Origin of the sequence: Marinomonas rhizomae, from assembly GCF_003315485.1 — a bacterium.
GTDB classification, from domain to species: Bacteria; Pseudomonadota; Gammaproteobacteria; order Pseudomonadales; family Marinomonadaceae; genus Marinomonas; species Marinomonas rhizomae.
This window is the reverse complement of the sequence record NZ_QNSE01000012.1, coordinates 59933-83844: the sequence shown is the minus strand read 5'-3', so window position 1 is coordinate 83844 and position 23912 is coordinate 59933. Positions and strand designations below refer to the sequence as shown.

The 23912-nt window shown below is 42.2% G+C and carries 26 protein-coding genes; 11 read left to right on the top strand and 15 right to left on the bottom strand.

Annotated features, from left to right (window positions below):
- Nucleotides 1-17 precede the first annotated feature (17 nt).
- Nucleotides 18-707 carry a GntR family transcriptional regulator gene (locus DFP80_RS15955; protein ID WP_113917805.1) on the bottom strand — a complete coding sequence of 230 codons (690 nt, stop codon included), beginning with the start codon at nucleotides 705-707 and terminating at the stop codon, nucleotides 18-20.
- Nucleotides 708-985: 278 nt separating this feature from the next.
- Between DFP80_RS15955 and DFP80_RS15950 the strand changes: the two genes are divergently transcribed.
- Nucleotides 986-1246: a DUF5062 family protein gene (locus DFP80_RS15950; protein ID WP_113917804.1), complete on the top strand. Its 261-nt coding sequence runs from the start codon at nucleotides 986-988 to the stop codon at nucleotides 1244-1246.
- 4 nt (nucleotides 1247-1250) lie between these two features.
- Here the strand turns inward: DFP80_RS15950 and DFP80_RS15945 are convergent, their stop codons facing one another.
- Nucleotides 1251-1718, bottom strand: a complete 468-nt coding sequence (locus tag DFP80_RS15945; protein WP_113917803.1) for an Lrp/AsnC family transcriptional regulator — start codon at nucleotides 1716-1718, stop codon at nucleotides 1251-1253.
- A gap of 133 nt (nucleotides 1719-1851) precedes the next feature.
- On the opposite strand from DFP80_RS15945, the gene DFP80_RS15940 reads away from it, so the two are divergent.
- Nucleotides 1852-2592: a DUF1826 domain-containing protein gene (locus DFP80_RS15940; protein WP_241560284.1), complete on the top strand. Its 741-nt coding sequence runs from the start codon at nucleotides 1852-1854 to the stop codon at nucleotides 2590-2592.
- A 37-nt stretch (nucleotides 2593-2629) separates the two neighbouring features.
- Here the strand turns inward: DFP80_RS15940 and DFP80_RS15935 are convergent, their stop codons facing one another.
- From DFP80_RS15935 to DFP80_RS15925, 3 genes are all read right to left on the bottom strand, one after another.
- Nucleotides 2630-3355 carry an SDR family NAD(P)-dependent oxidoreductase gene (locus DFP80_RS15935; RefSeq protein ID WP_113917801.1) on the bottom strand — a complete coding sequence of 242 codons (726 nt, stop codon included), beginning with the start codon at nucleotides 3353-3355 and terminating at the stop codon, nucleotides 2630-2632.
- Between the two features lie 29 nt (nucleotides 3356-3384).
- Nucleotides 3385-3777, bottom strand: coding sequence for a thiol-disulfide oxidoreductase DCC family protein (locus tag DFP80_RS15930; protein ID WP_113917800.1), 393 nt, complete (start codon nucleotides 3775-3777; stop codon nucleotides 3385-3387).
- Nucleotides 3778-3868: 91 nt separating this feature from the next.
- On the bottom strand, nucleotides 3869-4312 hold the full coding sequence (locus DFP80_RS15925) for a DUF3429 domain-containing protein (protein ID WP_113917799.1): 444 nt from the start codon (nucleotides 4310-4312) through the stop codon (nucleotides 3869-3871).
- Nucleotides 4313-4659: 347 nt separating this feature from the next.
- On the opposite strand from DFP80_RS15925, the gene DFP80_RS15920 reads away from it, so the two are divergent.
- Nucleotides 4660-6036, top strand: a complete 1377-nt coding sequence (locus DFP80_RS15920) for a glycine--tRNA ligase (protein ID WP_113917798.1) — start codon at nucleotides 4660-4662, stop codon at nucleotides 6034-6036.
- A gap of 167 nt (nucleotides 6037-6203) precedes the next feature.
- On the opposite strand, the gene DFP80_RS15915 is transcribed toward DFP80_RS15920, so the two are convergent.
- Nucleotides 6204-8183, bottom strand: a complete 1980-nt coding sequence (locus DFP80_RS15915) for a ligand-gated channel protein (protein ID WP_113917797.1) — start codon at nucleotides 8181-8183, stop codon at nucleotides 6204-6206.
- A 231-nt stretch (nucleotides 8184-8414) separates the two neighbouring features.
- Between DFP80_RS15915 and DFP80_RS15910 the strand changes: the two genes are divergently transcribed.
- The gene (locus DFP80_RS15910) at nucleotides 8415-9308 is read left to right on the top strand and encodes a LysR family transcriptional regulator (RefSeq protein WP_113917796.1); all 894 of its coding nucleotides are present in this window, start codon (nucleotides 8415-8417) and stop codon (nucleotides 9306-9308) included.
- 61 nt (nucleotides 9309-9369) lie between these two features.
- Here the strand turns inward: DFP80_RS15910 and DFP80_RS15905 are convergent, their stop codons facing one another.
- From DFP80_RS15905 to DFP80_RS15885, 5 genes are all read right to left on the bottom strand, one after another.
- The gene (locus tag DFP80_RS15905; RefSeq protein ID WP_113917795.1) at nucleotides 9370-10959 is read right to left on the bottom strand and encodes an aldehyde dehydrogenase (NADP(+)); all 1590 of its coding nucleotides are present in this window, start codon (nucleotides 10957-10959) and stop codon (nucleotides 9370-9372) included.
- 121 nt (nucleotides 10960-11080) lie between these two features.
- Nucleotides 11081-12607, bottom strand: coding sequence for a tripartite tricarboxylate transporter permease (locus DFP80_RS15900; protein WP_241560283.1), 1527 nt, complete (start codon nucleotides 12605-12607; stop codon nucleotides 11081-11083).
- Nucleotides 12608-13093 (bottom strand): tripartite tricarboxylate transporter TctB family protein, encoded by a 486-nt coding sequence (locus DFP80_RS15895; protein WP_181799889.1) that lies wholly within the window; start codon nucleotides 13091-13093, stop codon nucleotides 12608-12610.
- Nucleotides 13094-13148: 55 nt separating this feature from the next.
- Nucleotides 13149-14114, bottom strand: coding sequence for a Bug family tripartite tricarboxylate transporter substrate binding protein (locus tag DFP80_RS15890; RefSeq protein WP_113917793.1), 966 nt, complete (start codon nucleotides 14112-14114; stop codon nucleotides 13149-13151).
- Between the two features lie 116 nt (nucleotides 14115-14230).
- Nucleotides 14231-14956 (bottom strand): ribonuclease activity regulator RraA, encoded by a 726-nt coding sequence (locus DFP80_RS15885; protein WP_113917792.1) that lies wholly within the window; start codon nucleotides 14954-14956, stop codon nucleotides 14231-14233.
- 297 nt (nucleotides 14957-15253) lie between these two features.
- Here DFP80_RS15885 and DFP80_RS15880 point away from each other — a divergent pair, with 297 nt between their 5' ends.
- Nucleotides 15254-15970, top strand: a complete 717-nt coding sequence (locus DFP80_RS15880) for a FadR/GntR family transcriptional regulator (RefSeq protein WP_113917791.1) — start codon at nucleotides 15254-15256, stop codon at nucleotides 15968-15970.
- 27 nt (nucleotides 15971-15997) lie between these two features.
- On the opposite strand, the gene DFP80_RS15875 is transcribed toward DFP80_RS15880, so the two are convergent.
- Nucleotides 15998-17086: an MBL fold metallo-hydrolase gene (locus DFP80_RS15875; protein ID WP_175020619.1), complete on the bottom strand. Its 1089-nt coding sequence runs from the start codon at nucleotides 17084-17086 to the stop codon at nucleotides 15998-16000.
- A gap of 94 nt (nucleotides 17087-17180) precedes the next feature.
- Between DFP80_RS15875 and DFP80_RS15870 the strand changes: the two genes are divergently transcribed.
- A complete protein-coding gene (locus DFP80_RS15870) occupies nucleotides 17181-17675 on the top strand; it encodes a GNAT family N-acetyltransferase (RefSeq protein ID WP_113917790.1) in 495 nt (164 codons plus the stop codon).
- Between the two features lie 79 nt (nucleotides 17676-17754).
- Here DFP80_RS15870 and DFP80_RS15865 read toward each other — a convergent pair whose 3' ends face one another.
- Both DFP80_RS15865 and DFP80_RS15860 read right to left on the bottom strand, forming a co-directional pair.
- A complete protein-coding gene (locus tag DFP80_RS15865; RefSeq protein WP_113917789.1) occupies nucleotides 17755-18225 on the bottom strand; it encodes a DUF2867 domain-containing protein in 471 nt (156 codons plus the stop codon).
- Nucleotides 18226-18326: 101 nt separating this feature from the next.
- Complete coding sequence (locus DFP80_RS15860; RefSeq protein ID WP_113917788.1) at nucleotides 18327-18602, bottom strand: DUF1330 domain-containing protein; 276 nt, start codon at nucleotides 18600-18602, stop codon at nucleotides 18327-18329.
- 52 nt (nucleotides 18603-18654) lie between these two features.
- On the opposite strand from DFP80_RS15860, the gene DFP80_RS15855 reads away from it, so the two are divergent.
- The 3 genes from DFP80_RS15855 (at nucleotide 18655) to DFP80_RS15845 (ending at nucleotide 20928) form a co-directional block, all read left to right on the top strand.
- Nucleotides 18655-19608: a LysR family transcriptional regulator gene (locus DFP80_RS15855; RefSeq protein WP_241560282.1), complete on the top strand. Its 954-nt coding sequence runs from the start codon at nucleotides 18655-18657 to the stop codon at nucleotides 19606-19608.
- A 74-nt stretch (nucleotides 19609-19682) separates the two neighbouring features.
- The gene (locus DFP80_RS15850) at nucleotides 19683-20375 is read left to right on the top strand and encodes a helix-turn-helix transcriptional regulator (RefSeq protein ID WP_113917787.1); all 693 of its coding nucleotides are present in this window, start codon (nucleotides 19683-19685) and stop codon (nucleotides 20373-20375) included.
- A 118-nt stretch (nucleotides 20376-20493) separates the two neighbouring features.
- Nucleotides 20494-20928 (top strand): GFA family protein, encoded by a 435-nt coding sequence (locus DFP80_RS15845; protein ID WP_113917786.1) that lies wholly within the window; start codon nucleotides 20494-20496, stop codon nucleotides 20926-20928.
- Nucleotides 20929-21067: 139 nt separating this feature from the next.
- Here the strand turns inward: DFP80_RS15845 and DFP80_RS15840 are convergent, their stop codons facing one another.
- On the bottom strand, nucleotides 21068-22522 hold the full coding sequence (locus DFP80_RS15840; protein WP_445081466.1) for a Na+/H+ antiporter family protein: 1455 nt from the start codon (nucleotides 22520-22522) through the stop codon (nucleotides 21068-21070).
- Between the two features lie 322 nt (nucleotides 22523-22844).
- On the opposite strand from DFP80_RS15840, the gene DFP80_RS15835 reads away from it, so the two are divergent.
- Nucleotides 22845-23048, top strand: coding sequence for a hypothetical protein (locus DFP80_RS15835; protein WP_113917785.1), 204 nt, complete (start codon nucleotides 22845-22847; stop codon nucleotides 23046-23048).
- Nucleotides 23045-23908 (top strand): DUF72 domain-containing protein, encoded by an 864-nt coding sequence (locus tag DFP80_RS15830; protein ID WP_113917784.1) that lies wholly within the window; start codon nucleotides 23045-23047, stop codon nucleotides 23906-23908. Before DFP80_RS15835 ends, DFP80_RS15830 begins: the two co-directional genes overlap by 4 nt.
- The last annotated feature ends 4 nt before the right edge of the window (nucleotides 23909-23912 follow it).

Genomic DNA, 23912 nt, shown 5'->3' with positions numbered 1-23912 from the left:
CTTTAGAACGATCTTAATTAAGTGCGGGAAGCGACAGCAGAATGTTCCATCGCTTGCTTTAGTAGTTGGCTGGCGCGGCTTATATGGCGGCGCATAAGTAGCTCTGCGAGGTCTCCTTCGTGATTGGCAATCGCATCGAGAATGGCTTTGTGTTCACGCAGTGCTTGGCGTGGGTCGCTGCGTTGATCTGCCGTATGGCGTCGATACATACGAATGATGGCGTATAATTCTTCTGTTAATAGACGAATGAGTTTGGCATTGCCACTGGCGTGAATAATGCGTAAGTGGAAGTCGTCATTACCACCTTGTTGCACGTAATGCTCGTCTTGGTTGGCATCAAGATAGGCTTGGTGTTTGTCGAGCAGTGCATACAAGCTGTTTATTTCTTCTGATGGCATGGTCGAAGCGGCTAATCGAGCCGCCATGCCTTCTAATGCCTCGCGCATGGTAAAGGTATCGAGCATGTCTTGAGTGTTTAGTTCAATAACACGAGCGCCAACATTGGCGGTACGTGTCACCAGACCGAGCCCTTCTAGTTTTACTATGGCTTCTCTTAATGGACCACGAGAAACACCATACTGTTTGGCGAGTTCTGGTTCTGAGATCTTACTTCCTTGCGGAATATAACCTTGCACAATAGCGTTGGTGAGCTGTTGAGAGATGTCTTCAGACAGTGTCGCGGATTTAATCGAAATAAGATTGCTCATACTTTACTCTTGAAGCAAGCGCCATAAACGCCATATTGTTGACAATTTATCTATTTATAGTCGTGTTTTTTCGAATTATCAAGCGGTATTGTCAACAATATGTGGTTCTTTAGATTATTCTTTAATCTTATCCAAGCAGTTTTTAGAGGTAAGATGAGTCACTAACATTGTGTTTATTAAGTGATTTTTGGCTTTTATTCACTATAAACGCTTGGTTGAATATCAAAAGCTGATAGAGTCGTGAGAATCGTTTGATTGCCCAACAAATAAGGGAAACTATGAAAAAAATTAAAAATGAAGCGGCTCTAAGTAAAAAAGCTATTCAAGTTGGCGAAAATTATGCGCTTAAACGTGGTTATGCGGGCTTTTCTTCCACCATGTCTGCTAATGAAAAAGTCGAAGCAATTTATCGTTTATTGGTACTTGATAAGTTGGTCGTTGCTTTACCTGCGGATAAAGAAGACTTGCCCAATATGAAACACAAGCTAGCGTTGTGGATTCAGAAATTACTACCTAAAGATGACCCGCTACTGCAGTAAGTGGTTATAAGTCCAGTGGAAGAGTGGTGATGTTTTTCACTTCACGCATGGTGAAGTGACTTTGCGCTTCCTGAATATGTGGCAGCTGTAATAACTGGCTACGTAGGAAGTGTTCATAGCTTTCGATGCTATTAGAAACCACTCTTAAGCTGTAATCCATAGAACCAGAAATCGTCCAACACTCGACCACTTCGGGGTAGTCAACAATTGCTTGTTCAAACTCATCTAGCATTTTTCGGCCATGGGAAGAGAGCTTGATGTTTACCAATACGACGATTCCTAATCCTAATTTGTTTCTGTCTAAAATTGCTTGTGTTGAACGAATATAGCCGTCTTGTTCAAGACGATTAATGCGTCGCCAGCAGGGTGATTGAGACAAGCCTATCTTATCCGCCACCTGAGTCGCACTTAGGCTGCCATCGTGCTGTAGTAAATTAAGAATTTTACGATCGGTTGAGTCTAACTGTTCCATAGCGTCTATCTCTTTTAAGTAGGCATTAACTTAATGGATTCACAGGCTTCATTTCAATACTTTATTTATAAAATGTTATAACGTAACATATCGATACTTTGATGTTGTTGGTCAGCATGCATTTTTAGAGGAAGTGGTTTTGAAGGTGAATCTTAGTTTACAAAAAATGTCGGAATCGATTGATTTAAAGAATATTCGTTTCAATTTCATTGATACAGAGCAAACTGATCAAGTAAGTTTCGAGCTAAAGCCGCAGTTATTGGGGGTAGTGAAGTCGTATGATCAAGACGTTCTTGCCGATATTTACCAAGACAATATTAGTATGGCGGTTTGGCAAAGGCAGCTTGGGGCCGTTTCTCAATACGCCGAATCTTTATTAGTGTCTGCGCCAAATTTTGTGTTCAAATCTCATGGCAGTTCAGAACAACTTAACACCACGTTAACAAAGCTTTTGCCTGATGCCCAACATAAGGGCTTGTTCGTGGAAGATGTGACGTTATTGGTCGATATGTTTGCGTGTTTATTTGACCTTAAAGAAGTTGGTCTACGCCTGAATGTGCTCTCAAGTGCTATGTGTCCGCGTTTTCATGTGGATAAAATCCCTTGTCGATTAGTATCGACGTATGCAGGAATAGGCAGTGAGTGGCTGCATGAAGCTCACGTGATAAGAGATCGCTTGGGACTTGGTGGGCATGTGGCCGACCACAATAGTGGTCTGCATGAAAAAGGCCGTATTAATCGATTAAATGTAGGTGATGTGGCGCTTATGAAAGGGGACGAATGGCCTACGTCATTGGGGCGAGGTGTGGTGCATCGATCACCTTCTGCGAGTGATACGAAAAAGCGATTATTCTTAAGCTTAGACATGATTTAGCATCTTACTTTTTTGGGCTGGCTGGGTGTTTGAAAACTCACCAGTCAATCGGCTGATTATTCCAATCTAAATACGCAGCTTTATTGTCCATGGTGACACTTTTCATGATGGATAAGAGCTGTGTGGCTACGAAGTTTGCAGTGAAAAGTTTGTCTTTCGGTACGGATCGTTGGAAAGGTTTGGAAAGAGGGGTGTCGGTGGTGCCTGGATGGAAAGCAATGAGCTTGACGTTTTTTGCTCTTCTAGCGTATTCCACCGAGCAGCTTTGAATCAGCATATTTAATGCCGCTTTTGACGCTCGGTAACTGTACCAACCGCCGGTTTTGTTATCTGAAATACTGCCAATTCGAGCACTAAACAGTGCAATTTGCGTGGCTTTCTCACCTTTCACAATAGGTAATAGTTGGCTTAACCACAACATGGGAATGATAGTGTTTGTACGGAATGTATCTTCCAGTTGAGAGACTCTGATCTCTTCTAATTTTCTTTCTGGCATCATGTTGTCATTATGTAATATACCGTTGCAAATCAATATTTTGGTAATCTTCCCAGCATAGGGGGCAAGGTTTTTACAAGTCTGTTGAATACTCGCTTCAGTATAATCAGATTCTAACCATTGGGCTTTTGTGGTTATTTCAGCTTCTGGTAAAGATCGACTGACAGCAAAAACGCCAAGGCAATCTTGATCCGTTTCGAACTGTTGAATAGCAGCTTGAGCAATTGCGCTGCTTGCGCCAATCACCAAGGCATAAAATGATGACATATTCAGACTCCAACAATAATCAAGATAGTTTACAAATCACAGCGATCTTTTAGGCAAGACTCACAACGCTGTTTTCCAGTGACAAAAGAAGATATTTGATGGCGGTAGCGTGCAAAAAATTTGTAGCCTATATCCGCGAAAAAACGAATTATTGGCCAGCGGAGCATCTGCATCCATTTGTGTTTTTCGACCAGTTTCCAAGCGAGGCAGGTAACGTCTAGCCCTTTGATGATTTTTCCATTGGCGAGTTGGCCGTGCAACAGTCTATCTGCTTCGACCTGGTCAATATAAGGGAATCTCTCGCTAAAGTTGTCGGCGTGAATATTTTCTAATTGTAGTTTTTTTTGTGTATCTAATGATTGTAATGTTCTCATTTCTGCGGCACAAAGAGGGCAGTGTCCGTCGTAGAAAATAGTTAGCATATATCATTGCTCTTTTAACGTTATAGTCGAGTAATGATACGGAACAAGAAAGCAGTTAGATCAGTTTTTCGAAGATTTCGTTGCTGTAGGCTTAATAGTGCGGATACAGAACCAGCAAATGCATGATAGAGGTAACCGATGTTAAACCGAAGTTTAGCGAGGTGTAATACGGCTTTGCATTATTTGCCTGTTTCAACCAACGAGCATCAACCCAAAAAATAGTGATTAGGCTAAGTAACAAAAGGACAATGGACAGTTCCGGTGTCTTTAAAAGTAAAGAAGTCCAAGCGCAGAAAAGGGTAGCAAAAGAGCAAAAAAGCAGTTTCGCACCGTTACAACTGTGAGGTAATTCTATTAGTCGCCCCCACATTGTCCCACCGAGAAAGCTAACAATCACAGCAGAATAAGCGGCAAAGAGTGTTACTCCAGATTTATCAAGGAAGCTCCCGTTAGTTAGGCTTAAATACGTCGTGAAGATAAACGGAAAAATACCCAATATTGCTAATGTAGTCACTACTGGCTTGTAAGAACGCATGCCGTTACCTTTAAATAGATGTTCTATGTAAATTAAAATATGTAAACAATACGAATTATCTAACAAAATGGACTTTAAAACAGCAGTCTAGTTCCTTACTTTGTCCTATTTTTGTGCATAGAAGTGTAAAGTTTTTAATTATGGCCAAATAGGCTTAAGTATCTAGGTATGATCTTGCCCGCTGTCTTTTGAATAATAGTCAAGAACACTTATTCATGGCTTGTATGGAATCGCCATTGAGCGAAATAGGGTCAACGAGTACAATGGGCGGCTATTATTACTTGAACATGATACCTGATTGGTTTTTATGTCTTCATTAACAAATTTTGCTTAAGGTGTGTTTAGAAATGCCAGCTAAAACAATGGATGAACTCGTCTCCCTATGTAAGCGTCGCGGATTTATTTTCCAAGGCAGTGAAATCTACGGTGGTATGCAAGGTGCTTACGATTACGGTCCGCTAGGTATTGAATTAAAAAACAACCTAAAAGCCGCTTGGTGGCGCTCAATGGTTTATGAGCGTGATGATGTAGAAGGTTTGGATGCGGCGATTATCCAAAACAAACATGTCTACAAATATTCAGGTCACGAAGATACTTTTACCGATCCGATGGTGGATTGTCACGAGTGTAAGTCTCGTATGCGCGCCGACCACATGAAAGACATCAAAGTCTGTGATAACTGTGGCTCTACTAACGTTACGGCGCCGCGTGACTTTAACCTGATGTTTAAAACCAACGTTGGCCCAATGGTGAACGAGGAGTCTTATACTTACCTTCGTCCAGAAACTGCACAAGGTATCTTTACTAACTTTAAAAACGTTGTCGATTCGACTTCTCGTACTTTGCCATTTGGTATCGCACAGATTGGTAAATCATTCCGTAACGAAATTACGCCACGTAACTTCATTTTCCGTGTTCGTGAATTCGAACAAATGGAATTGGAATTCTTCTGTAAGCCTGGTGAAGACGAGAAATGGCATGAATTCTGGGTAGGCGCTCGTAAGCAATGGTGGTTGGATCAAGGACTAGCAGAAGAAAATATTGAATTTGAATACGTGACAGGCGATGACCTAGCACATTATTCGAAATCGACTGTGGATATCTTGTACAAGTTTCCACATGGTTTTGAAGAACTAGAAGGCGTTGCTAACCGTACGGATTACGATCTTGGTTCTCACACAAAAGCACAAGAAGAATTTGGCCTTTCTGCGAAAGTGAAGAAAAACGAGCACTCAACGGCTAAGTTGGCGATCCGCGATCTTGAAGAAAATAAATGGGAAGTGCCTTTTTGCATCGAGCCTTCTGCAGGCCTAGATCGCGGTCTATTAGCTGTAATGACAGAAGCTTATACCGAAGAAGAGCTGCCAAATGGCTCCTCTCGAACAGTTCTTAAGTTCAAACCGCATCTAGCGCCAATCAAAGTGGCTATCATGCCACTTAAAAAGAACAAGCCAGAGATTGTTGCCCTTGCTAAAGAATTGAAAAATAAGCTTCAGAAATTGGGCCTTGGTCGTATTCTTTATGAAAATACAGGCAATGTAGGTAAAGGCTACCGTCGTCATGACGAAGTAGGCACGCCAATCTGTGTAACAGTCGACTTCGATTCTATCGAACAAGAAGGTGCGCCTGTGACGGTTCGTGACCGTGATACTATGGAGCAAATCGTTGTGCCAGCAGCAGAGCTTCCAGCTTATGTAATTAACTATTTCATCAATCAGAACTAAGTTTTGTTGATGAACTAAAAACCACGGCTCTTGCAGAGAGTCGTGGTTTTTTTATGCCTATTGCTTGTTTAATAGGCCGCAGGTTACAGCCCCAAAAAAAGACCGCAAGTTAGGTTGCGGTCTTTGCGTGCAAATTGCACAAAGGGAAAGTAAAAGAGGAATATAAACTAGAAGGCCATTTTTACTTTAGCGTTATAACGACGACCATCTAATACGGTGTCATAAGTGTCGATATCTACTTTTTTGTCAAACAAGTTATACACTCCAGCATAAACAGAAATGGCATCGTTTATGCTGTAGCTGATGCCTGTATCCACAAAGGTATAGGAAGGGATCGCTTCCTGCATTGAGGTACGGTTTAAACCTTCGCTTGATTCTCCACGGTAGTTTATACGAGTCCAGGAAGTCAGCTTGGGAGTTGTATCCCAGTTCAGTGTCGCATTGGCCATATGTTTTGGCAGACGGTTTAATGGCTCGCCAGCAAAACTACCTGTTTTTTGCTCTGATTCGGTATAAGTATAGTTCCCCACTACGTTGATAGAGTCTGAGAATTCATGGGATAAAGTGAATTCAATCCCTTGCATTTCTACTCGATCTACATTGGTTCGTTCACTGATGAAGGTGTAAGAGTTGCCTGAGTACGAACAGCTGGCATCTCCAGCTGTAGTATCGCAAATACGCTGCTCTGTAATTTTATCTTTGTAGTTTGTGTGAAATAACGTTGCGCTGATTTGTGTGCTGCGCTGATTATCCCAGTAAAGTCCAATTTCATGGCTGGTGCTTTCTTCTGGTTTTAAATCAGAATTGCCCAAAATAAGCGCTGAACCACGACCAGATATTTGCCCCCAACCTTCGCTTCCTTGACGAAGATTTGGTGAACGGTAGCCAGTACTTATTCCACCTTTTAGTGTCCAGTCTTGAGCGAATGACCAGTTACTGTACAAACGCGGTGATATATTGGAGCCATAGTTTTCATCTTCGTTGTAGCGTAAACCACCAGTAATTGAAAGATTGTCAGTAATGAAATATTCATCTTCTGCAAATAGGGCTGCGTTCCAACGCGTTAACTCGTCTATACCATTACCAGCTTCATTGCCTTCATCTTTTAGTTTTTGATAATCATATTGGCCACCTAGAGTAAGTACATGAGAGTCGAATGGGAGCGCTGTTTGATTATTTAGTACCGTGTTTTGATAATTCATATCACGACTAGGGTTATCAATTTCTTCATGGGTTAAATAAGTTTCAATGCTGTTGCCATTTACTCTTGCTGAATGCGTAATAGCGTAGTGCTCTCGGTCATAGTCTTGCTCTGATACACTGCCATCAGCAGAAATAGAATAACCTGGATTACGATAACGGGATTGCTCTTCTTTCCCTGCTTCAAAGGTCAGTTGTTGGTTTTCGGAAACGGCCCATGATAATTTTGCTGTAGCATTTTTAATTTCTTGATCAGCATAACCGTCTACAATTTCATCTTCGTCGCGCTGTGAAACTTGTCCATAGAGTTGTAAGCCGAGTTTCTCTTTTACTAAAGGTCCGCTTAAGGTTAAGTCTGCTTGTTGGCTGTTACCTGATGCTGAGTTATCTTGGATTGTGGTACTTAAAGACAGTTCGCCTCCCCACTTATCTTGTACTTTTTTAGTGATGATATTGATGACACCACCAAGTGCGTCAGAGCCATAAAGAGAAGACATGGGACCGCGAATGACCTCGATGCGCTCAATGACTGATAATGGCGGTGTCCAGCCTTGCTCGATGCCGGAACCATCACTATTTGGTCTTGTTTCACGAGAACCTTGGCGTTTTCCATCGACCAATATTAGCGTGTATTTTCCGCTCATACCGCGCATCGATATCTCTTCTGTTGAGCCACCACCAGTTATCATAACGCCCGGAACATCTTTTAAAGCATCGGTAACATCCCGGTAGGCTTTCTTTTCAAGCTCTTGTTGAGTGATTACGGTTATGGAAGCTGGCGCATCCGTTATCTGTTGCTCGTGTCCCGAAGCGGTCACCACCATCTTATCTAAGCTGATTGCATCTTCGGTAAGAGTATCTTCGGCAAGTAGTGTTGCAGAATAGGTGGTGGCGCTAATTAGGGCGGCCAAAGTAGTCAGTTTATAATGGCGAGTTGAAAGGGGCATTATGAACAATTTCTCCGTATTTAGAATGGAACTTATTCCGTATAATTTAGTCTTTAAAGATATTAAGAATGCTTATCATTTTTATTATCTAGCAATGTAAGCTTTCTGTGTTGATACGTCTTGTTCCTCTTTCTGCAACATCTGAAAATCTTGAAAATCTCGGTAAGTACTCGGAAAAAGTAGGGGGCTATTATGATTAATATGGAAAAGGTTGGATCAAGAGGAAAATGAATGTACGACCTGAACGAAGTTAGAACGTTTGTTTCTGTAATGGAAACAGGAAGTTTGAAAGAAAGCGCCCAAAAGCTTGGAGTGTCAAAATCCACTCTTAGTCGCCGTATTAATCATCTCGAACACGCATTAAGCCAGCCGTTATTGCGTCGTCAAGCGAATCGGCTTTTTGCTAATGAAGCGGGGATTAAGTTCTTACCTTTTGCGAAAAAAATGCTTACTGTCGCCGATGAAGGTCATAAAGCGGTTGAAGAATTAAAAGATGAAATCAGCGGATCGTTAATAGTGTATGTACATACCACCTTAGTTCGGGGTTGGTTTTCAGGGTTAATGTTTGATTTTTTAGATGAATTTCCTCAAGTGAATATTGAAGTACGTTCTGGCAATCAGCTTTTTCAGGAAGTAAAAAGCAATGATGTTTGTGTCTGGCTTGGTGAGCCCGCCAACGATCATCTACGTTCAGAACAGATAGGTACATTAAGTCAAGGCTTATACGCTAGCGCTGATTATTTAGACCGAATAGGTATGCTGAGTCACCCAAGTGAGTTGAATCAATATGCTTGGGTTGATACGCTGAAGAGTGAGCAGAATGACATAGCGCTGGAACATGACACGCAGGGTTGTGTGTCCTTCGATTTGCCCAAATCTCGTCTTACAGTGGATCAATATATATTACACGCTGAAGCCATTATTCGGGGGAAAGGTGTTGGCTTGTTACCGCATTACTTTGCAGGGAAACATTTAAGTCGCCACCCAGAAGTCTTTGTTTCTTGTTTGCCAGAATGGAAAGGTAAGCCACTACCGGTTTACCTACAATATCCTTTTGGTCATTTACCGAAAAAAATGCAGACATTAATTCAATACTTAAGAGAAGAAGCCAAGGCTTTTTATTGATTTCAACGCAGATGCACTAAAGGTATGATTTTAATAATCATGCCTTTAGTGCATCTTGTGCTTATTTGACGGTTTTACTCACTCGTTTCCCATCGAATAAATGCGAGATGCCAACAGGATTGTTGTCTCGTAATGTTTCAGGCAATAGTGCTTGTGGTAAGTTCTGGTAACAAACAGGGCGCAAAAAGCGGTTTATTGCCGAACTTCCAACGGAAGAGCTACGAGAATCAGAGGTTGCCGGGAACGGTCCGCCATGAACCATTGCATGGCATACTTCCACACCAGTAGGCCAACCGTTAACCAAGACTCTACCTGCTGTGTCCTCAAGTATAGGTAACAACCCTTTAGCGGCTTGAAGGTCGCTATCATCCATATGTAGTGTTGCTGTTAATTGTCCTTCCAGCTGCTTTGCCACTGTTAACATTTGTTCAAAATCATCACATTCAATGACTAAGGAACAAGCTCCAAAGACTTCGTCTCGTAGTTTCTCGTCGACTAGAAAATCATTCGCTTTTGTGACAAAGAGGCTGCTTTGGCAAAGGTTAGGTAAGTCACTTATTTTTCCTTTGCCTTGTAGTTGCACTGAATCATTATTTGCCAACGAGATAATGCCATTTGTGTAGGCTTGATGGATACCTGGCGTTAGCATTGTTTGCGCACCGACTTTGGAAATAGCTTTTTCAGCAGTGGTTAGAAATTGGTCAAGGTCCTTTCCTCGTACCGCAAGCACTAAACCTGGGTTTGTACAAAACTGTCCTGCTCCCATACTTAATGATGTCACAAAGCCCTCTGCAAGACTGACTGACTGGGCTTTAAGAGCATTAGGTAACAGGAAAACTGGGTTAATGCTACTCATTTCTGCATAGACAGGTATTGGGTAAGGTCGAGCTTGAGCTGTTTTCATTAGTGCTACTCCGCCATTACGAGAGCCTGTGAAGCCAACTGCTTTTATTCTTGGATCTTTGACCAGGGCTTGTCCTAGTTCATTCCCTGATCCATACAACAATGAAAACACGCCTTCTGGTAATTGGCATTTTGTCACTGCATTTTGAAGCGCTCGGCCAACCATTTCAGACGTTCCAGGGTGAGCTGAATGCGCCTTGACAATAACCGGGCAGCCAGCTGCTAATGCGGACGCTGTGTCTCCGCCTGCTACACTGAATGCTAGCGGGAAATTACTGGCGCCAAAAACAGCCACAGGGCCAAGGGCAATATTTTGCTGGCGTAAATCAGTGCGAGGCAGAGGCTTTCGCTCTGGCAGAGCTGGTTCTATACGAGCATCAAGCCATTCACCTGCTCTTACAACGGAAGCAAATAAACGTAATTGTCCACAAGTACGGCCTCTCTCACCCTCAATGCGCGCAGCTGGTAAGCCTGTTTCTAGTGAACAACGCTTGATCAAGTCAGCACCTAGGGCTTCTATCTCTGTTGCTATTGTTTCCAAAAACGTTGCTCTTTCTTCCAAAGAAGTAGTGCGAAATGGTACAGATGCCGCTTCTGCTAATTTACAAGCATGAAGAACCTCACTATGTCCGCCACTTAGGTATCCAGGTTGGAGTTTTTCACCTGTTGCTGGGTTTATTGCCCAGATGAGCGTACCAGAAGCTGAAAAGCTACTTTGTCCAATCAGTTGCTGACCTGTTAACTTCATTTGAAACTCCTAAAATAGGTTTGATTATTTAATTAATGACAATGGATTAAGCGCTTTTCTTAAAAGGACTAAGAAGTGCGAACTAGAGCTATTACTGGTTTAGAGTAATAGCTCTAGTTCTTTATTTAGTTTGCTTTACGGGGCTTTTAAGAGGTTGCTTTATGGCTAGAAAATAGACAAAAACCAAGGTTAAAATAATAAAGAAAAGACTGTCGAGATTTGTGAAGAAAGTAAGTGGATTACCATTAGACAGAGCAAGGGATCTGCGTAAAAATTCTTCTAAATTCGGCCCTAAAATAAAACCTAATAGTAGCGTGATAATAGGGAAGTCGTTCTTTCTTAGATAATACGCCAGAACTCCCATCATTAACGCCATTATCATTTGAAAGCCTGAATAAGTTGCGACATAGCTACCGACAACGGCTAGGAGTGCGATGATTCCATAAAGAATGTCTTTGCGAATAGAGACGATTTTGATGAAGTAAGGCCCAAGCAAAAATAGGGTCAGCGGAATCAACACAATTGCACTAAAGAGCAATGATGCCAGCATGGGAGCGATTAGCTCAGCTTGCCCTGACATAAGTTGTGGGCCAGGCTGAATACCGTTTATGACTAAAACACCTAGCATAATCGCAGTAATTGGGTCGCCAGGTATACCGAAGGTCAACATAGGGACCAGCGCACCACCACACACGGCATTATTGGCACTTTCTGATGCCGCAATACCTTTTGGGTTGCCCTTGCCAAAGCTCTCGGGATCGGAGGATGTTCGGACGGTTTCCGCATAGGCCAAAAAGCTCCCCATAGAGCCACCGGCGCCAGGTAATGTTCCAACAAAATAGCCGATCAAGCTGGATTTGACGTAACAAACCACTCCTATTTTGCGAATGGAGGAAAGAGGTGGAATAAAGTCTCGTCTACGTATAGTGACTTTACTGAAGGCTTCCACTGCTTTTCTTGCATTTGCGGATGAGTTGGTTTGGATCAGAATTTCACTAATGGCAAACGTGCCGATAATTACTGGCATCAGATCTATACCAGCGGTCAAGTCGCTTAATCCGAACGTGAATCTAGTGACCGGCTCCATAGCATCTAACCCAACGGTTGCTAGCATTAAGCCAATGCAGGCTGCCATTGCGGCTTTAAGCATTTTTCCTCGCTGTGCAATGATAATGACGACAATTGCAAAGGCGAGTAATGAGAACTTACCTGTGGTCTTTACCAGTAAAGACGCTTCAGCAACGAATGGGGCAACAGCGATAAGCAGTAATGCTCCTAATGCCCCACCAACCATAGAACCAACAGCAGCGTGACCTAATGCTAAAGCGCCTTTTCCTTTTTGTTGCATTGGATAACCGTCTAGAGCTGTCATCATTGAAGATGGTGCGCCAGGAATATTGATGGTTGTCGCGGTAATGCTCCCCCCACACATACCTGCCATGTAAATACTTGCACAGGCCATTAAAGCGGTTGTCACATCCAAACTGTAAGTCAGAGGAAGTAATAAGGCTAAAGCAAGTGTTGCGGTTAGGCCCGGGATAGCGGCAAAAATAGTCCCTATAATAAAACCCGAAATAACATAAGCGAGGATCAAAGGATCGGACAGCATAGACAAGCTGCTCGCTACTAGACTAATGAATTCCATCATTTAACCCCACACAGTCGGGAGTCTTACACCGAATAGCTGATCAAACACCAGATATCCAACTAAGACGATGACTATTGATATAATCGATTTTTGAATAATTTTTTCCAGCGAAGAAAAAATGACAATAATTGATAGAACGAACAAAAAAGATGAAGTGAAATAACCAATAAATGAAAATGCTAAGATATATAAAAATATAGATAGCATAATCAAGAGAGGGGCGTAGTTCGTTTTTCTTTTTTCACCTTTAGTCGTTTGAGACTCTTCATTTGACGTATCTAAATCTTTGTTTTTACTAGATGAAATTTCTTTAAATAGTAAAATTGAGCTAAATAACACAGCAAAAAAGCCTAGTAATAATGGGAAAAAAGAAGGTTCAACCCGGTTGTTCGAGATGGGACTACCTAAATTGAAAGCGGTCGCAAAGTAAGCAACTGAAAAAGCAAAAATCAAAAAAAAGAACGCGATATTTTTATTGAATAACATCATCATCTACCTTGTAAACGCCCCGAAATATTTTCGGGGCTGTCATACCGAGTTACTACAGATTCAAATCATCCATGACTTTAAATGTGCTAGATTGCAATTCATCTATCCAAGCTTGAACATCAGTGGAGCCCAACCAGCTAGGTGTTACGCCAATAGTCGTTACCCAATCTTGGAACTCTTTACTGTCAAATGCGGTTTTAAATGCAGACTCTAGAGTGGCAATGGATTCTTTTGGTGTATTTTTCGGTGCCGCTAACAAAATGAAGCTACCAGTTTCTAACTGATAACCCAGAGAGCTAATAGGTGGAACGCCTGGGTAAGATGGGTTTTGTTCAGAAGATAGCTCAATAACCCCTTTTGCATCTCCCGAACTAATAATACCGCTAAAATCGCCTAGGCTTGAGATTGCCGCATCCAGCTCGCCAGATAGAAGCGCTTCTGCTTCTGCACTAGAAGAGCCAGGATAAGTAATCACATTAAACGAAACCCCCAGCTCTTTTTCTAAACGGCGAACGGCAAGGAAAGGGCCAGAACCTTTTGGCGCCACACCAATTCGCACCGTGTTCGGGTTCGCTTTAGCCGCATCAATAAGCTCTTCAAAGTTGTTATAGCCTGAGTGTTTAGATACCACGATGGCATCTGCTTCACGAGTAATTCGAGCAATGGGTGTCATTTTGTCTAGAGAATATCCAGGTACCATTTTACCGCGAGGTAGTGTGATGACGCTGTCATAGGTAAGTACACCAACAGTATGTCCATCAGGGCGAGCACGGGTCATTTGCATCAGACCTGTTGCCGTTACCGCACCACCGATATTTTCAACATAGATAGATTTAGGCAGCGACTGCTCAGCAATATTACTGATTTTCCTAGAAATAGCATCTGCACCACCGCCAGCAGGCCAAGGTACGATCAGACGAATGTCTTTAGATGGAAAGTCTGCAGCAACAACAGATGAGCTGATAATGCACGCACCAACAGCAGCCATTAATGTACTTTTTAGTTTTTTAGATAACATAACTTTGTCTCTTTTTATTATTAGGGGGTTACGCCTAGTTTAACCAACAGATTTGTTGTCAAACCTGTATTTCTCAATGTCACAAGTGGTATTTGGACAATAACAAATTATCCAAATTAGCTTGCTATAAATTCATTGTATTCTCTCTGCGCCTCATCATTTGGTGGATAAAGACCAATGACTGCGCTGCCTGCGCGAACTTTAGTGATGACATAATCTTCAAACGCTTCCATTTTTATTGCTTCAGCTGATATCTCATCTGCAATTTCTAATGGAATAACAATAATGCCATCGCCATCACCGACTAAGACATCACCTGGATAAACGGCAACGCCGCCGCATCCGATTGGCACTTCGAGGTCAACGCCATGGTGCTTAGTGAGGTTGGTTGGAGCGCTTGCCTTAGTGCAGAAAATTGGCATATTCATTGCTGAAGCACCTTCAAAATCTCTAATGCCAGCATCTGATACAAATCCCGCACATTTTCTGAACTCTAATCGAGTTAGAAGAATACTACCTGCGCTTGCAGCAGAAGCATCTTGACGACAATCAGAGACTAAAATCATGCCTTCAGGAACAGACTCAACCGCTAACCTCTGTGGGTGTTCTGGATCTTTAAAGGCCGCAACGGTATCAAGGTCTTCACGGGCTGGAATATAGCGCAATGTGAATGCTTGACCGACCATTTTTACTTTTGTGTTATTAACTTGGCTAACACCTTGTATATATGTATTGCGCAGTCCTCTTTTGAAAAGAGCAGTGTGTAAGGTGGCTGTTGATACCTGATGCAGTTGCTTTAAGACAGCTTCATCTAATTTTTTATATTTGTTTGTAATGCTCATTAACCTTGATCTCCATTGGTAAGAAACGCCTGAGAACAATACACCCTGAAAATTTACAAATCAAACTAATTATTACAACTATTTACTAATTATTTCTAAGTTGTTGTATGTAATGGCTCTTTTTTTGTGTTTTTTTGGTTTCATTGTCTTGTCTTGGTACTATAAATAAGAAAAGGTGTTAAAATGTGTTATTTTTAATAAGCGTTTTAGCCTGTCATGCTTAGGCTGAAGATAGACGGGCGATATTCCAAGTCGATAATCCTAAATTGCTTCCATTTATTAAGTCGGTGAAACACTATGAGTAAGGTTCCTACTCGAACAAAAAACTCCCAGCAGTCTCTTGGTGCAATAGTTTATGAACAGATACTTGCATTAATCATGGATGGTACTTATGGGCTGAATACAAAGCTTCCGGCTGAAACCATACTGTGTCAGGAATTTAAAGTCTCTCGACCTGTATTACGTGAAGCACTTTCTCGTTTACGTGAAGATGAGCTGATAGCATCACGGCGTGGATCGGGCAGTTATGTTATCAAGCAGCCAGATAATCTGGTTTTACAGTTTTCACCACTTTCAAGTATTGCTGATATTCAACGTTGCTTTGAGTTTCGTTCTAATCTTGAGGCAGATGCTGCTGCACTTGCTGCGGAGCGTAGGACTAGTGTCCAGTTAGACGCAATCGTTAAAGCGTATGAAAAGATGAATGTGGCGAATGCTTCGAATAAATTGGCGACAGATGAAGATTTTGATTTTCATATTGCCATTACCAACGCAGCCAATAATCATTTTTATAGTACGGTATTGGAGTTGCTGCGCAAGAGCATTAAAGAAGGCATCAATATCACGCGGAATTTATCCTTGTTACACCCAGAGTCTCGCTTACAACTTGTTCAGAAAGAGCATAATGAGATAGTCGAAGCGATAAGAGACGGTAATCCTGCTGCGGCACGAGAAGCAATGAAGAAACACTTGAATAGCGCTCGTAATAGAATGTTTGAAGGGGCACCGAACTGACCTTATACAAAACCTTCGACACGTTTATTACTTATTCCACCAAGGCGTTAATGGTGGCAGATTGTTAATAGAAACAATACGACCAAATTCAGGTGTACTTAAGGTCACATTCCTGCGTTCTGATTCGGCAACCACTCGGTCAAACGGATCATGCCATGTATGGAATGCCAGATCGAAAGTGCCATTGTGAATTGGCATCATCACTTTTCCTTGTAAGTCGATATGGGCCTGAACGCTTTCTTCTGGCTTCATGTGAATATCGGCCCAATCTTCATCGTAAGCGCCGGTTTCTATCATGGTGAGATCGAATGGCCCGTATTTTTCACCTGTTTGTTTAAAACCTGAAAAATAGCCAGAGTCACCGCTAAAGAAAATACTTTCCTGCGGTGTTTTAATAACCCAAGCTCCCCATAAAGTCGCGTTGCCATCGCCCATACCACGTCCCGAAAAGTGCTGAGTCGGTGTAAAGGCGACCAAGCCTTGATTAGTTTGAAGTTCCTGCCACCAATCGAACGTGGTAATTTTATGTATTTCAACTCCCCAATTTACTAGATCACCATCAACTCCTTTTGGTACCAAGAATTGCTGTGTTTTTGCTTGTAAAACTTTAATGCTTGCCTTATCCAAATGATCGTAATGGTTATGGGAAATCAATACTTTATCGATAGGTGGCAGATCTTCTAGGTTGATTGGTGGCTGGTGGAATCGTTTTGGTCCAGCAAACTGAAAGGGCGACGCGCGATCTGAGAAGACTGGGTCAATTAGCCAATATTCGCCATAAACTTTTAGCAATATAGAGGAATGTCCAAGCTTAATCAGGTGCAGCGTATCCTTACTCAGTACCTCTAAATCAGTACGACTAACAGTGTGTAGCGGAATGCTGATATCGGGCGTAGTGTCGACTTTTTTTTCAGTGAAAAAACGAACCCATAAAGCGGCCATATCAGAAAAAGACATGGGGATACGAGGCGCTGTATTATAAAACTTAGCGTTATGATAAGGCGCGGATGTGGTTTCCTCGATAGGATTTACCTTGGATTTAATGTTTAAATTAACGAAATAAACCGCTAGGCCCAGTATTACAATCACGGCAACCACAATCTTGATAACAAACATAAAGCACCACGTTTAACTTGGATAGCTGTTTATAATTTGGGCCAATAGAATAAATACAACAAGATAAAAAAGAAAAAAATTAGGAGTAGAGGATATGGTGATTATCGAAAAGATGACGACTCAACACCTAGCGGACGTCATTAATTTGGGCGTTGTGGAAGAGCAAAGAAAGTTTGTTGGCACGATTGATGAGATTCTAAAAAGTGCTAATGCACAAGTTCGCCCTCATGTTATTTTCGCGGAGGATCAAATCGTTGGTTTCTTCCTGATAGATATCACCTATTCGAAAAACTACGATTTTGCCAAGCAATCTAACTCAATCGGCTTACGTAGCTTCTTTATCAGCAAAGAATACCAAGGCGGAGGCTATGCAAAACAAGCTATTTTGATCTTGCCAAACTACCTGAGTGAAGCCTATCCAAACCATACCGAGATATTTCTTACCGTAAATTGTCAAAATTCCATTGCTAAAGCACTGTACTTAAAGGGAGGTTTTAAAGACACCAATAGTCTTTATTATGGTGGATCCGCAGGCCCACAGCACATTATGGTGAGAGCAATTAGTTCAAGTATTGAAACAGGGAGTTAACGACAAACATACCAATACAGCCGAGCTTATTGAAAAGCCGTGATGATGAAAGTAATCAGAGCGGTATTGTCATGTTTTTCTAACGCTGCTTCATTTTGTTGGTCGCTTTGACACGTGCTAAGGCATTACGGACGATAAGCATGTGGAATGGAAGAATTGTTGCTAGGTACAGCTTGCCTGCAGGGTGGTTGGTATGCACCCAAGTGGCCAAAAAGATACGCCCATTTTGAGACATAACTGAAACTCGAAAGTCCAAATGTTTGTCGTTAAACCCCGCTATAAGTTCCTCGTTATTCTCAGACTCCACTGGGAAAAATCCGACTTTGTCTGAAGTATCAGGACCTTCTTTTAACAGCCCAAATGGTGCCGTGATGATGTTTCTTATGGCAACCAAACACTGAGCCCACCCCGGAAAATCTGTGATGATTTCTGCGGCATGGCGTGGTGATAAATCGGCTTCAACAGAGTAGCAATCAATGAAATCCATAGGCTTGATTCGATCACGAAGTGCGCTTTGTAATGGAAGTGTCGATGAGGTGACATGCTGCATGTTTAGTATTCCGTCTCTTTTTTTAGGGGTGATTAACCTTGGCGGCTGAAAGTGGCTACCAAGGTCTTTTTTCATAGATGATGCTACGCGGAGAGCATTTTTTACACCAAATGGAATTGGCACTTCATGCCTTTTTCTCTCAATGGAATAATGGCTTGATAGGCATCGCTGTTATACCAGTTTTTCGCACTTTCTTTGTCTGGAAATTCGATGACCGCTTTCATTGGGTGAACGGCTTCTCCATATAATGTCTCTACTTCACCTTTGGCAATAAAACGTCCATCAAATGGTTTGAGGGTTTCAGCGGCCAGAGCGCTGTATTCTGTGAGCTTTGTTTTGTCGATAGGGGTTAGCTCAACGATTACTAAACTTGTCATTGTGTGTCTCCTCAATTGGTTGTGTTGACATAGCTTAAATTCGTAAAACATAATGAACAATACTCATAAAATTAACTTGTTGTTTAAAAATATGAACAGTGTGAAATTGGCTCCTTTATTGTTAATTTTTGTCGAAGTGGCAAAGAAGCGTTCTTTTACTGCGGCGGCGAAAAAATTAGGTATGAGTAAATCTGCCATCAGTCAGCAAATAAAGCGTTTGGAAGAATCAATAGGGCATCAGTTATTAATACGTAATACGCGAGGCGTCGTGTTGACCTCGGCAGGTGAAACTTTATTGGCTCGTAGTGAGTTACTGAGTGAACAGTTGAGTATGACGCTCATGGCTCTTGACGATGAAAAGGCGCAACCCAGTGGCCACTTTAAAGTCTCAGTACCACCTTTTCTTGAGAAGGGCATTGTTGTTCCTGTATTAAAACAGCTGTGTTTGGAGTTTCCTAAATTGACGCCGGAAGTGGTGGTTACTGAGAAATGGCAAGATCTGATAGAGCACAATTTAGATGCTGCAATTTTTGGTGGCGATATAAAAGACTGTGGGTATCGTGCGTTATCTGTCGGTAGGGTGTCTGAAATATTTTGTGCCTCACCACTGTATATCAAGCAATATGGCGTTGTTGAGTGTGTTGAGCAGCTATCTAATCATCGATTTATTGCTACGGCTTGGCATCGTGAAAAATTGCAGTTGTTTGATAATAAACAAACGAATGAACGACTGATATCTGTGGCTCATTGTGCAAAAGTGAATACTCTGACTTCTGCTTTAGAGGCGGTTTTAAGTGATATGGGGGTTGCATTGTTGCCCGAGTTCTTAGCGCAAACAGATCTTAATAAAGAGCGACTTGTTAGAGTGTTGCCTGAAATAAGAGGCAGAGAGTGGCACTTTTATTTTTTACACCAATACAAAGGGGGAAAGCCTATTCATGTTACGCGCTTCTATCAACTGTATTGTCATTACTTTGCTAAAGCTTGCGCATCATTAGCTTATTGATAAGTCGGTTTTTTGGTGGGGAATTACCGTAGCGTGCGGACTGCATATTGAGTCTTTAAATAGGGGTGAATGTTTTGAGTGGCAGTGATGTAAAACGGCTTTCGCGATTAACCGCAATTGCGACACAATTACAGGCGAAGTCGTTAGTTACGGCGACAGAGTTGGCGGCTCGGTTTTCAGTCAGTGTCAGGACGATTTACCGAGACATTCGAGCGTTGGAGAGCTCGGGAATACCGATTTATACAGAAGAAGGCAAAGGCTATCGGATGGTCGAAGGCTATCGTTTACCGCCCATTATGTTTACCGAAAATGAGGCGAATGCTTTGGTGATGGTGGAACAGTTAGTGCTTCATAATAAGGATTCATCGCTAGTAAAAGAGTACTCCAATGCCATAGATAAAATTAAGTCATCGCTCAACAGTAGGAGTAAGGCGAAGGTGAATCTTCTCTCGGAACGAACGCAATTCAGCCAAATGAAGGCGCAAGAGAAGAACAGCAATCATTTATCGACGCTACAATGCGCACTCACGAATTTCTTTCTCATCGATATTGGCTATACGGATGAAAGCGGTCGACTGACGCAAAGACAAGCTGAACCCTTTGCTTTATTAAATACGAGGAAGGGCTGGATACTGGTTGCTTGGTGTCGTTTACGTAAAGATTTTAGAAACTTTCGTTTAGATAGAATACAAAACCTCGATTTACTCTCCACAACATTTACGCCTCATGATATGACGTTAGAAGAGTATTTTTGTCGTTATGGTTAATGGTTTCGCTATAATCGCTAATTTGCTTTTAGACCCCTGACATAGGGCTGTCATTAGGTGACCATAGAATGTATTGAGACATTTATTCAACAGATTTCATTTCATCAGGAGTAGCCTAATGTTAAAAGCAAAAGCACAGTGTTTATGTGGTGCGGTAAGTATCATGGCCAATCAGATTGATCCTAAATTCACCGTTTGCCACTGTGATTCTTGTCGTGGCTGGGGCGGTGCGCCTTTTTTTGCCGTTCAATGTGGTACCGACGTGGTGATTGAAGGTCAAGATCACATTAAAGAGTATGACTCTTCGGCATGGGCGTCACGGAGTTTTTGTGCCGAATGTGGCACGCATTTATTTTATAAACTGAAAGAAAGCGGCGCTTATAACATGTCGGTCGGGATCTTTTCAGATCTTGATGGTATTGAAATGGATATGCAATATTTTAGCGACCAACGTCCTGGTTATTATTGTTTTGCTAATAAAACGAAAGAAATGACTAAAGCAGAAATTATGGCGTATTTTGCCTCTGCAGTTAGTACAACCACAAAAGAGTGATGTTTATGGCGTCATTATTTTCGCGGATAACAACTTCACTTCTTCGTGTTATTTAGGAAACAAAGCCTCGTCTCTGAGGCTTTGTTTTAAAGGCTACCTTGTATTTTAGTTTTTTGTACAGAAGACAAAAAAGCATTGTTTACAGAATCATTGCAGCAACCCAAGCAAAGATCACCATGCCGAAGTTAGCATGCATAAAGGTAGGGATTACTGAATCGCGAACGTGGTCATGTTGGCCATCGGCGTTAAGTCCCGAGGTCGCGCCAAGAGTGATGGTTGAGGCTGGTGAGCCTGCATCACCCAGTGCGGCCGAGGCTCCTAATAATGCGACTGCCGCCATTGGTGAGAAGCCTAAGGTCAGCGCGAGAGGAATATAAATAGGCGCTAGAATTGGTACACTGGCGAATGAATCACCGAAACCAATCGTAATAAACAGACCTACAATCAGCATGATCGCGGCTGCTAGCGCTTTGTGATCTCCGATCATTTCCGCCGACGCTTGTACCAAGGGTTTAATTTCCCCTGTGGCTTCTAGTACACCCGCAAAGCCCGACGCTATGGTAATGATTACCGCGATCTGCACCATCATTCTCATGCCTTCTGTAAAGACATCATCCTGCTGATCCCAACGAAATATGCCTGAAATCGATAGAATCATGAATCCTATCATGGCACCCACAAGCAGTGAATCAAACGTGATTTGAAATACCAAAGTGACTGCAATAGCGATTAATGTCATGACCAGCTGGAAGGGCTTCAGTACAGTGTCTTTGGTGTTATCAAGATGCTGCTGAGCGGCTTCGTTCGTGGTGTAATCACGAGGTTTGCGGTAAGAGAAAAATATTGCTACCAACATGCCTGCAAGAATTCCCATAACAGGGAGAAACATAGCTTTTGGAACCATATCAGCTGTTACCGCTAGGTCATATGCAGAACCGACATCATTAACGTTTGCTAACAAAATTTCATTTAAGAAAATCGCCCCAAAACCTGTAGGTAGTAGTAAATAGCTAGAACTGATTGAGCAGGCCAAAATACAAGCAATAGCGCGACGGTCAATACGCAGCTTATTAAAAATAACCAAAAGAGGCGGAATCATCACAGGGATAAAAGCGATATGAACTGGTACCGCATTTTGGGACAAGATCGACGCGACCATGAAAACCCCATAAAGCAGCCATTTTACTTTATTTTGGTGATGCGTATCTTCGTTGCCTAACATGCTCACCAACTTTCTAGCGAGCAAATCGAGCACACCGCTTCGTGCAAGAGCAACCGCAAGTGCACCTACCATAATATAGGTCATGCCGACTTGAGAGCCGACCAACAGATTGTCATTAATCGCGGCAATGGCTTCTTGGGTGGAAAGCCCACTGTGTAAGCCACCTGCCAAAGCGGAAGCAATTAGAGCAATAGTGACAGGAACTCGCGCAACACAAAGGAAAATCATCAGACCAATCGCCAGCACCACAGAGTTAATTGGCAAGCTACCAGGGTTCAGAATTCCAAAGCCCAAGATTAGGCATACTACAAAGGCAATACCTATAACCTTAAAGGGTGGTGTATTAGGCACATTCGTAAATTTTTCGTTCATAACTTCCACTTATTATGTGTTTGGGGAGCGAGAATAGATAATACCGTCTTTATCATGGCCAAAAAGCGTAAGCTTTATCTATTCAATGCAAGAAAGGAGCGTACATAATCTAATTTGTAATCGACTATCTGTAAACGCTTTTATCGGATTGATGCTTGTCTAGTCCTGTGTTTTCTGAAGGTTAAGGTGGTATTTTTTCTATTAAATAGCGTGGAACACCAAGTGCCATTTAGTTAGGGCTTAGTGACTTTTCAAAACAGGGTCTTTGAGTGTGATATTCTTGAGTCTAATTGATTTATAGCGCTGTGATTGGAGGTGTAGCATGTACATCAGAGGCTTTACCATGCGTTTGGGGATTTGTGCTGTTTTCTATCCGGATAGATATAGTCTGGGGGATATAGTATCTAGCTTAGTGTCTGCTAATTCTTTCTATCTAAAACCAGAAGGTGTTGTGAGTAGGTGGTTTGCAGGCAGAGAAACATTCTACTTTATTGACGCTGTCGAATATCGTCAAAAATCCACATGAGCATTTATTACGGTATGGCGCAATGGCAGCATCCTGCTTGGGTTAATTGGTTATACCCTGCTTCGCTTCCTGCCGCGGAGAGAATTGGTCGATATTCACAAGTATTCTCAACGGTTGAAGTCGGTAGTACTTTTTATACTAGGGTGGACGATACTCAGCTGCTGCGTTGGTATGATTCGGTTGCTGGCGATTTTAGGTTTAGTTTTAAGGCGCCACAAACCGTCTCTCACCGATTAATAGAACGCCCTTGGCGCGATATTCAGCAAGATTGGTTCGCTTTCATGCTTTCCTTGCAACCTCTACAGAATAAACTTGGACCGACCATGCTGCAGTTCCCTGCTATATGTGACGAGCGTGCTTTGGAGACGATTTTGGCTTTGTGTGATATGTGGACGTTATCTACGCCTTTGTCTGTTGAGGTGCGTAACCTTGCTTATTTTGATAAGACTTATACTGAACGCCAGTTTTTATCTGCTTTGTCTGAGCGTAATGTGAATCGTGTGGTGATGGATTCACGCCCTGTTTTTTCAACACAAGCGTACTGTGATAGTTTGATTGATGCGCAAAAGAAAAAGCCGAGAGTGCCTTGCCACCCTGTAGCGACGGCTAAACATCCTGTTGTACGTTTTATTGGTCATCCTGATTTACCTCTTAATGAAATCTGGCTAGATCAATGGGCGGCGAAACTGTCACAATGGTTATTTGAAGGGCTGACGCCGAGTGTGTTTGTGCACTCGTCAGATAATATCGCTGCGCCAACGTTAGCGGCAATATTAGACGATAAAGTTCGTGCGCTAACGCCTAGTTATCAAAAGTCTTTGGTTTTACCGCAAAGCCAGGAGCAGACGAATCTGTGGTGAGCAG

Excerpts from the sequence above, each read along its gene's own strand:
- DFP80_RS15935 (WP_113917801.1), bottom strand. The coding sequence starts at position 3,355 with ATGTCATCATTTTATGCCTTGGTGATTGGCGCAAGCAGCGCAATTGCT.
- DFP80_RS15870 (WP_113917790.1), top strand. The coding sequence starts at position 17,181 with ATGGTGATTATCGAAAAGATGACGACTCAACACCTAGCGGACGTCATT.
- DFP80_RS15895 (WP_181799889.1), bottom strand. The coding sequence starts at position 13,093 with ATGTTATTCAATAAAAATATCGCGTTCTTTTTTTTGATTTTTGCTTTT.
- DFP80_RS15900 (WP_241560283.1), bottom strand. The coding sequence starts at position 12,607 with ATGATGGAATTCATTAGTCTAGTAGCGAGCAGCTTGTCTATGCTGTCC.
- DFP80_RS15945 (WP_113917803.1), bottom strand. The coding sequence starts at position 1,718 with ATGGAACAGTTAGACTCAACCGATCGTAAAATTCTTAATTTACTACAG.
- DFP80_RS15955 (WP_113917805.1), bottom strand. The coding sequence starts at position 707 with ATGAGCAATCTTATTTCGATTAAATCCGCGACACTGTCTGAAGACATC.
- DFP80_RS15885 (WP_113917792.1), bottom strand. The coding sequence starts at position 14,956 with ATGAGCATTACAAACAAATATAAAAAATTAGATGAAGCTGTCTTAAAG.
- DFP80_RS15835 (WP_113917785.1), top strand. The coding sequence starts at position 22,845 with ATGTACATCAGAGGCTTTACCATGCGTTTGGGGATTTGTGCTGTTTTC.
- DFP80_RS15865 (WP_113917789.1), bottom strand. The coding sequence starts at position 18,225 with ATGCAGCATGTCACCTCATCGACACTTCCATTACAAAGCGCACTTCGT.
- DFP80_RS15830 (WP_113917784.1), top strand. The coding sequence starts at position 23,045 with ATGAGCATTTATTACGGTATGGCGCAATGGCAGCATCCTGCTTGGGTT.
- DFP80_RS15930 (WP_113917800.1), bottom strand. The coding sequence starts at position 3,777 with ATGCTAACTATTTTCTACGACGGACACTGCCCTCTTTGTGCCGCAGAA.
- DFP80_RS15860 (WP_113917788.1), bottom strand. The coding sequence starts at position 18,602 with ATGACAAGTTTAGTAATCGTTGAGCTAACCCCTATCGACAAAACAAAG.
- DFP80_RS15890 (WP_113917793.1), bottom strand. The coding sequence starts at position 14,114 with ATGTTATCTAAAAAACTAAAAAGTACATTAATGGCTGCTGTTGGTGCG.
- DFP80_RS15905 (WP_113917795.1), bottom strand. The coding sequence starts at position 10,959 with ATGAAGTTAACAGGTCAGCAACTGATTGGACAAAGTAGCTTTTCAGCT.
- DFP80_RS15920 (WP_113917798.1), top strand. The coding sequence starts at position 4,660 with ATGCCAGCTAAAACAATGGATGAACTCGTCTCCCTATGTAAGCGTCGC.
- DFP80_RS15855 (WP_241560282.1), top strand. The coding sequence starts at position 18,655 with ATGAACAATACTCATAAAATTAACTTGTTGTTTAAAAATATGAACAGT.
- DFP80_RS15925 (WP_113917799.1), bottom strand. The coding sequence starts at position 4,312 with ATGCGTTCTTACAAGCCAGTAGTGACTACATTAGCAATATTGGGTATT.
- DFP80_RS15840 (WP_445081466.1), bottom strand. The coding sequence starts at position 22,522 with ATGAACGAAAAATTTACGAATGTGCCTAATACACCACCCTTTAAGGTT.
- DFP80_RS15845 (WP_113917786.1), top strand. The coding sequence starts at position 20,494 with ATGTTAAAAGCAAAAGCACAGTGTTTATGTGGTGCGGTAAGTATCATG.
- DFP80_RS15910 (WP_113917796.1), top strand. The coding sequence starts at position 8,415 with ATGTACGACCTGAACGAAGTTAGAACGTTTGTTTCTGTAATGGAAACA.
- DFP80_RS15915 (WP_113917797.1), bottom strand. The coding sequence starts at position 8,183 with ATGCCCCTTTCAACTCGCCATTATAAACTGACTACTTTGGCCGCCCTA.
- DFP80_RS15875 (WP_175020619.1), bottom strand. The coding sequence starts at position 17,086 with ATGTTTGTTATCAAGATTGTGGTTGCCGTGATTGTAATACTGGGCCTA.
- DFP80_RS15880 (WP_113917791.1), top strand. The coding sequence starts at position 15,254 with ATGAGTAAGGTTCCTACTCGAACAAAAAACTCCCAGCAGTCTCTTGGT.
- DFP80_RS15950 (WP_113917804.1), top strand. The coding sequence starts at position 986 with ATGAAAAAAATTAAAAATGAAGCGGCTCTAAGTAAAAAAGCTATTCAA.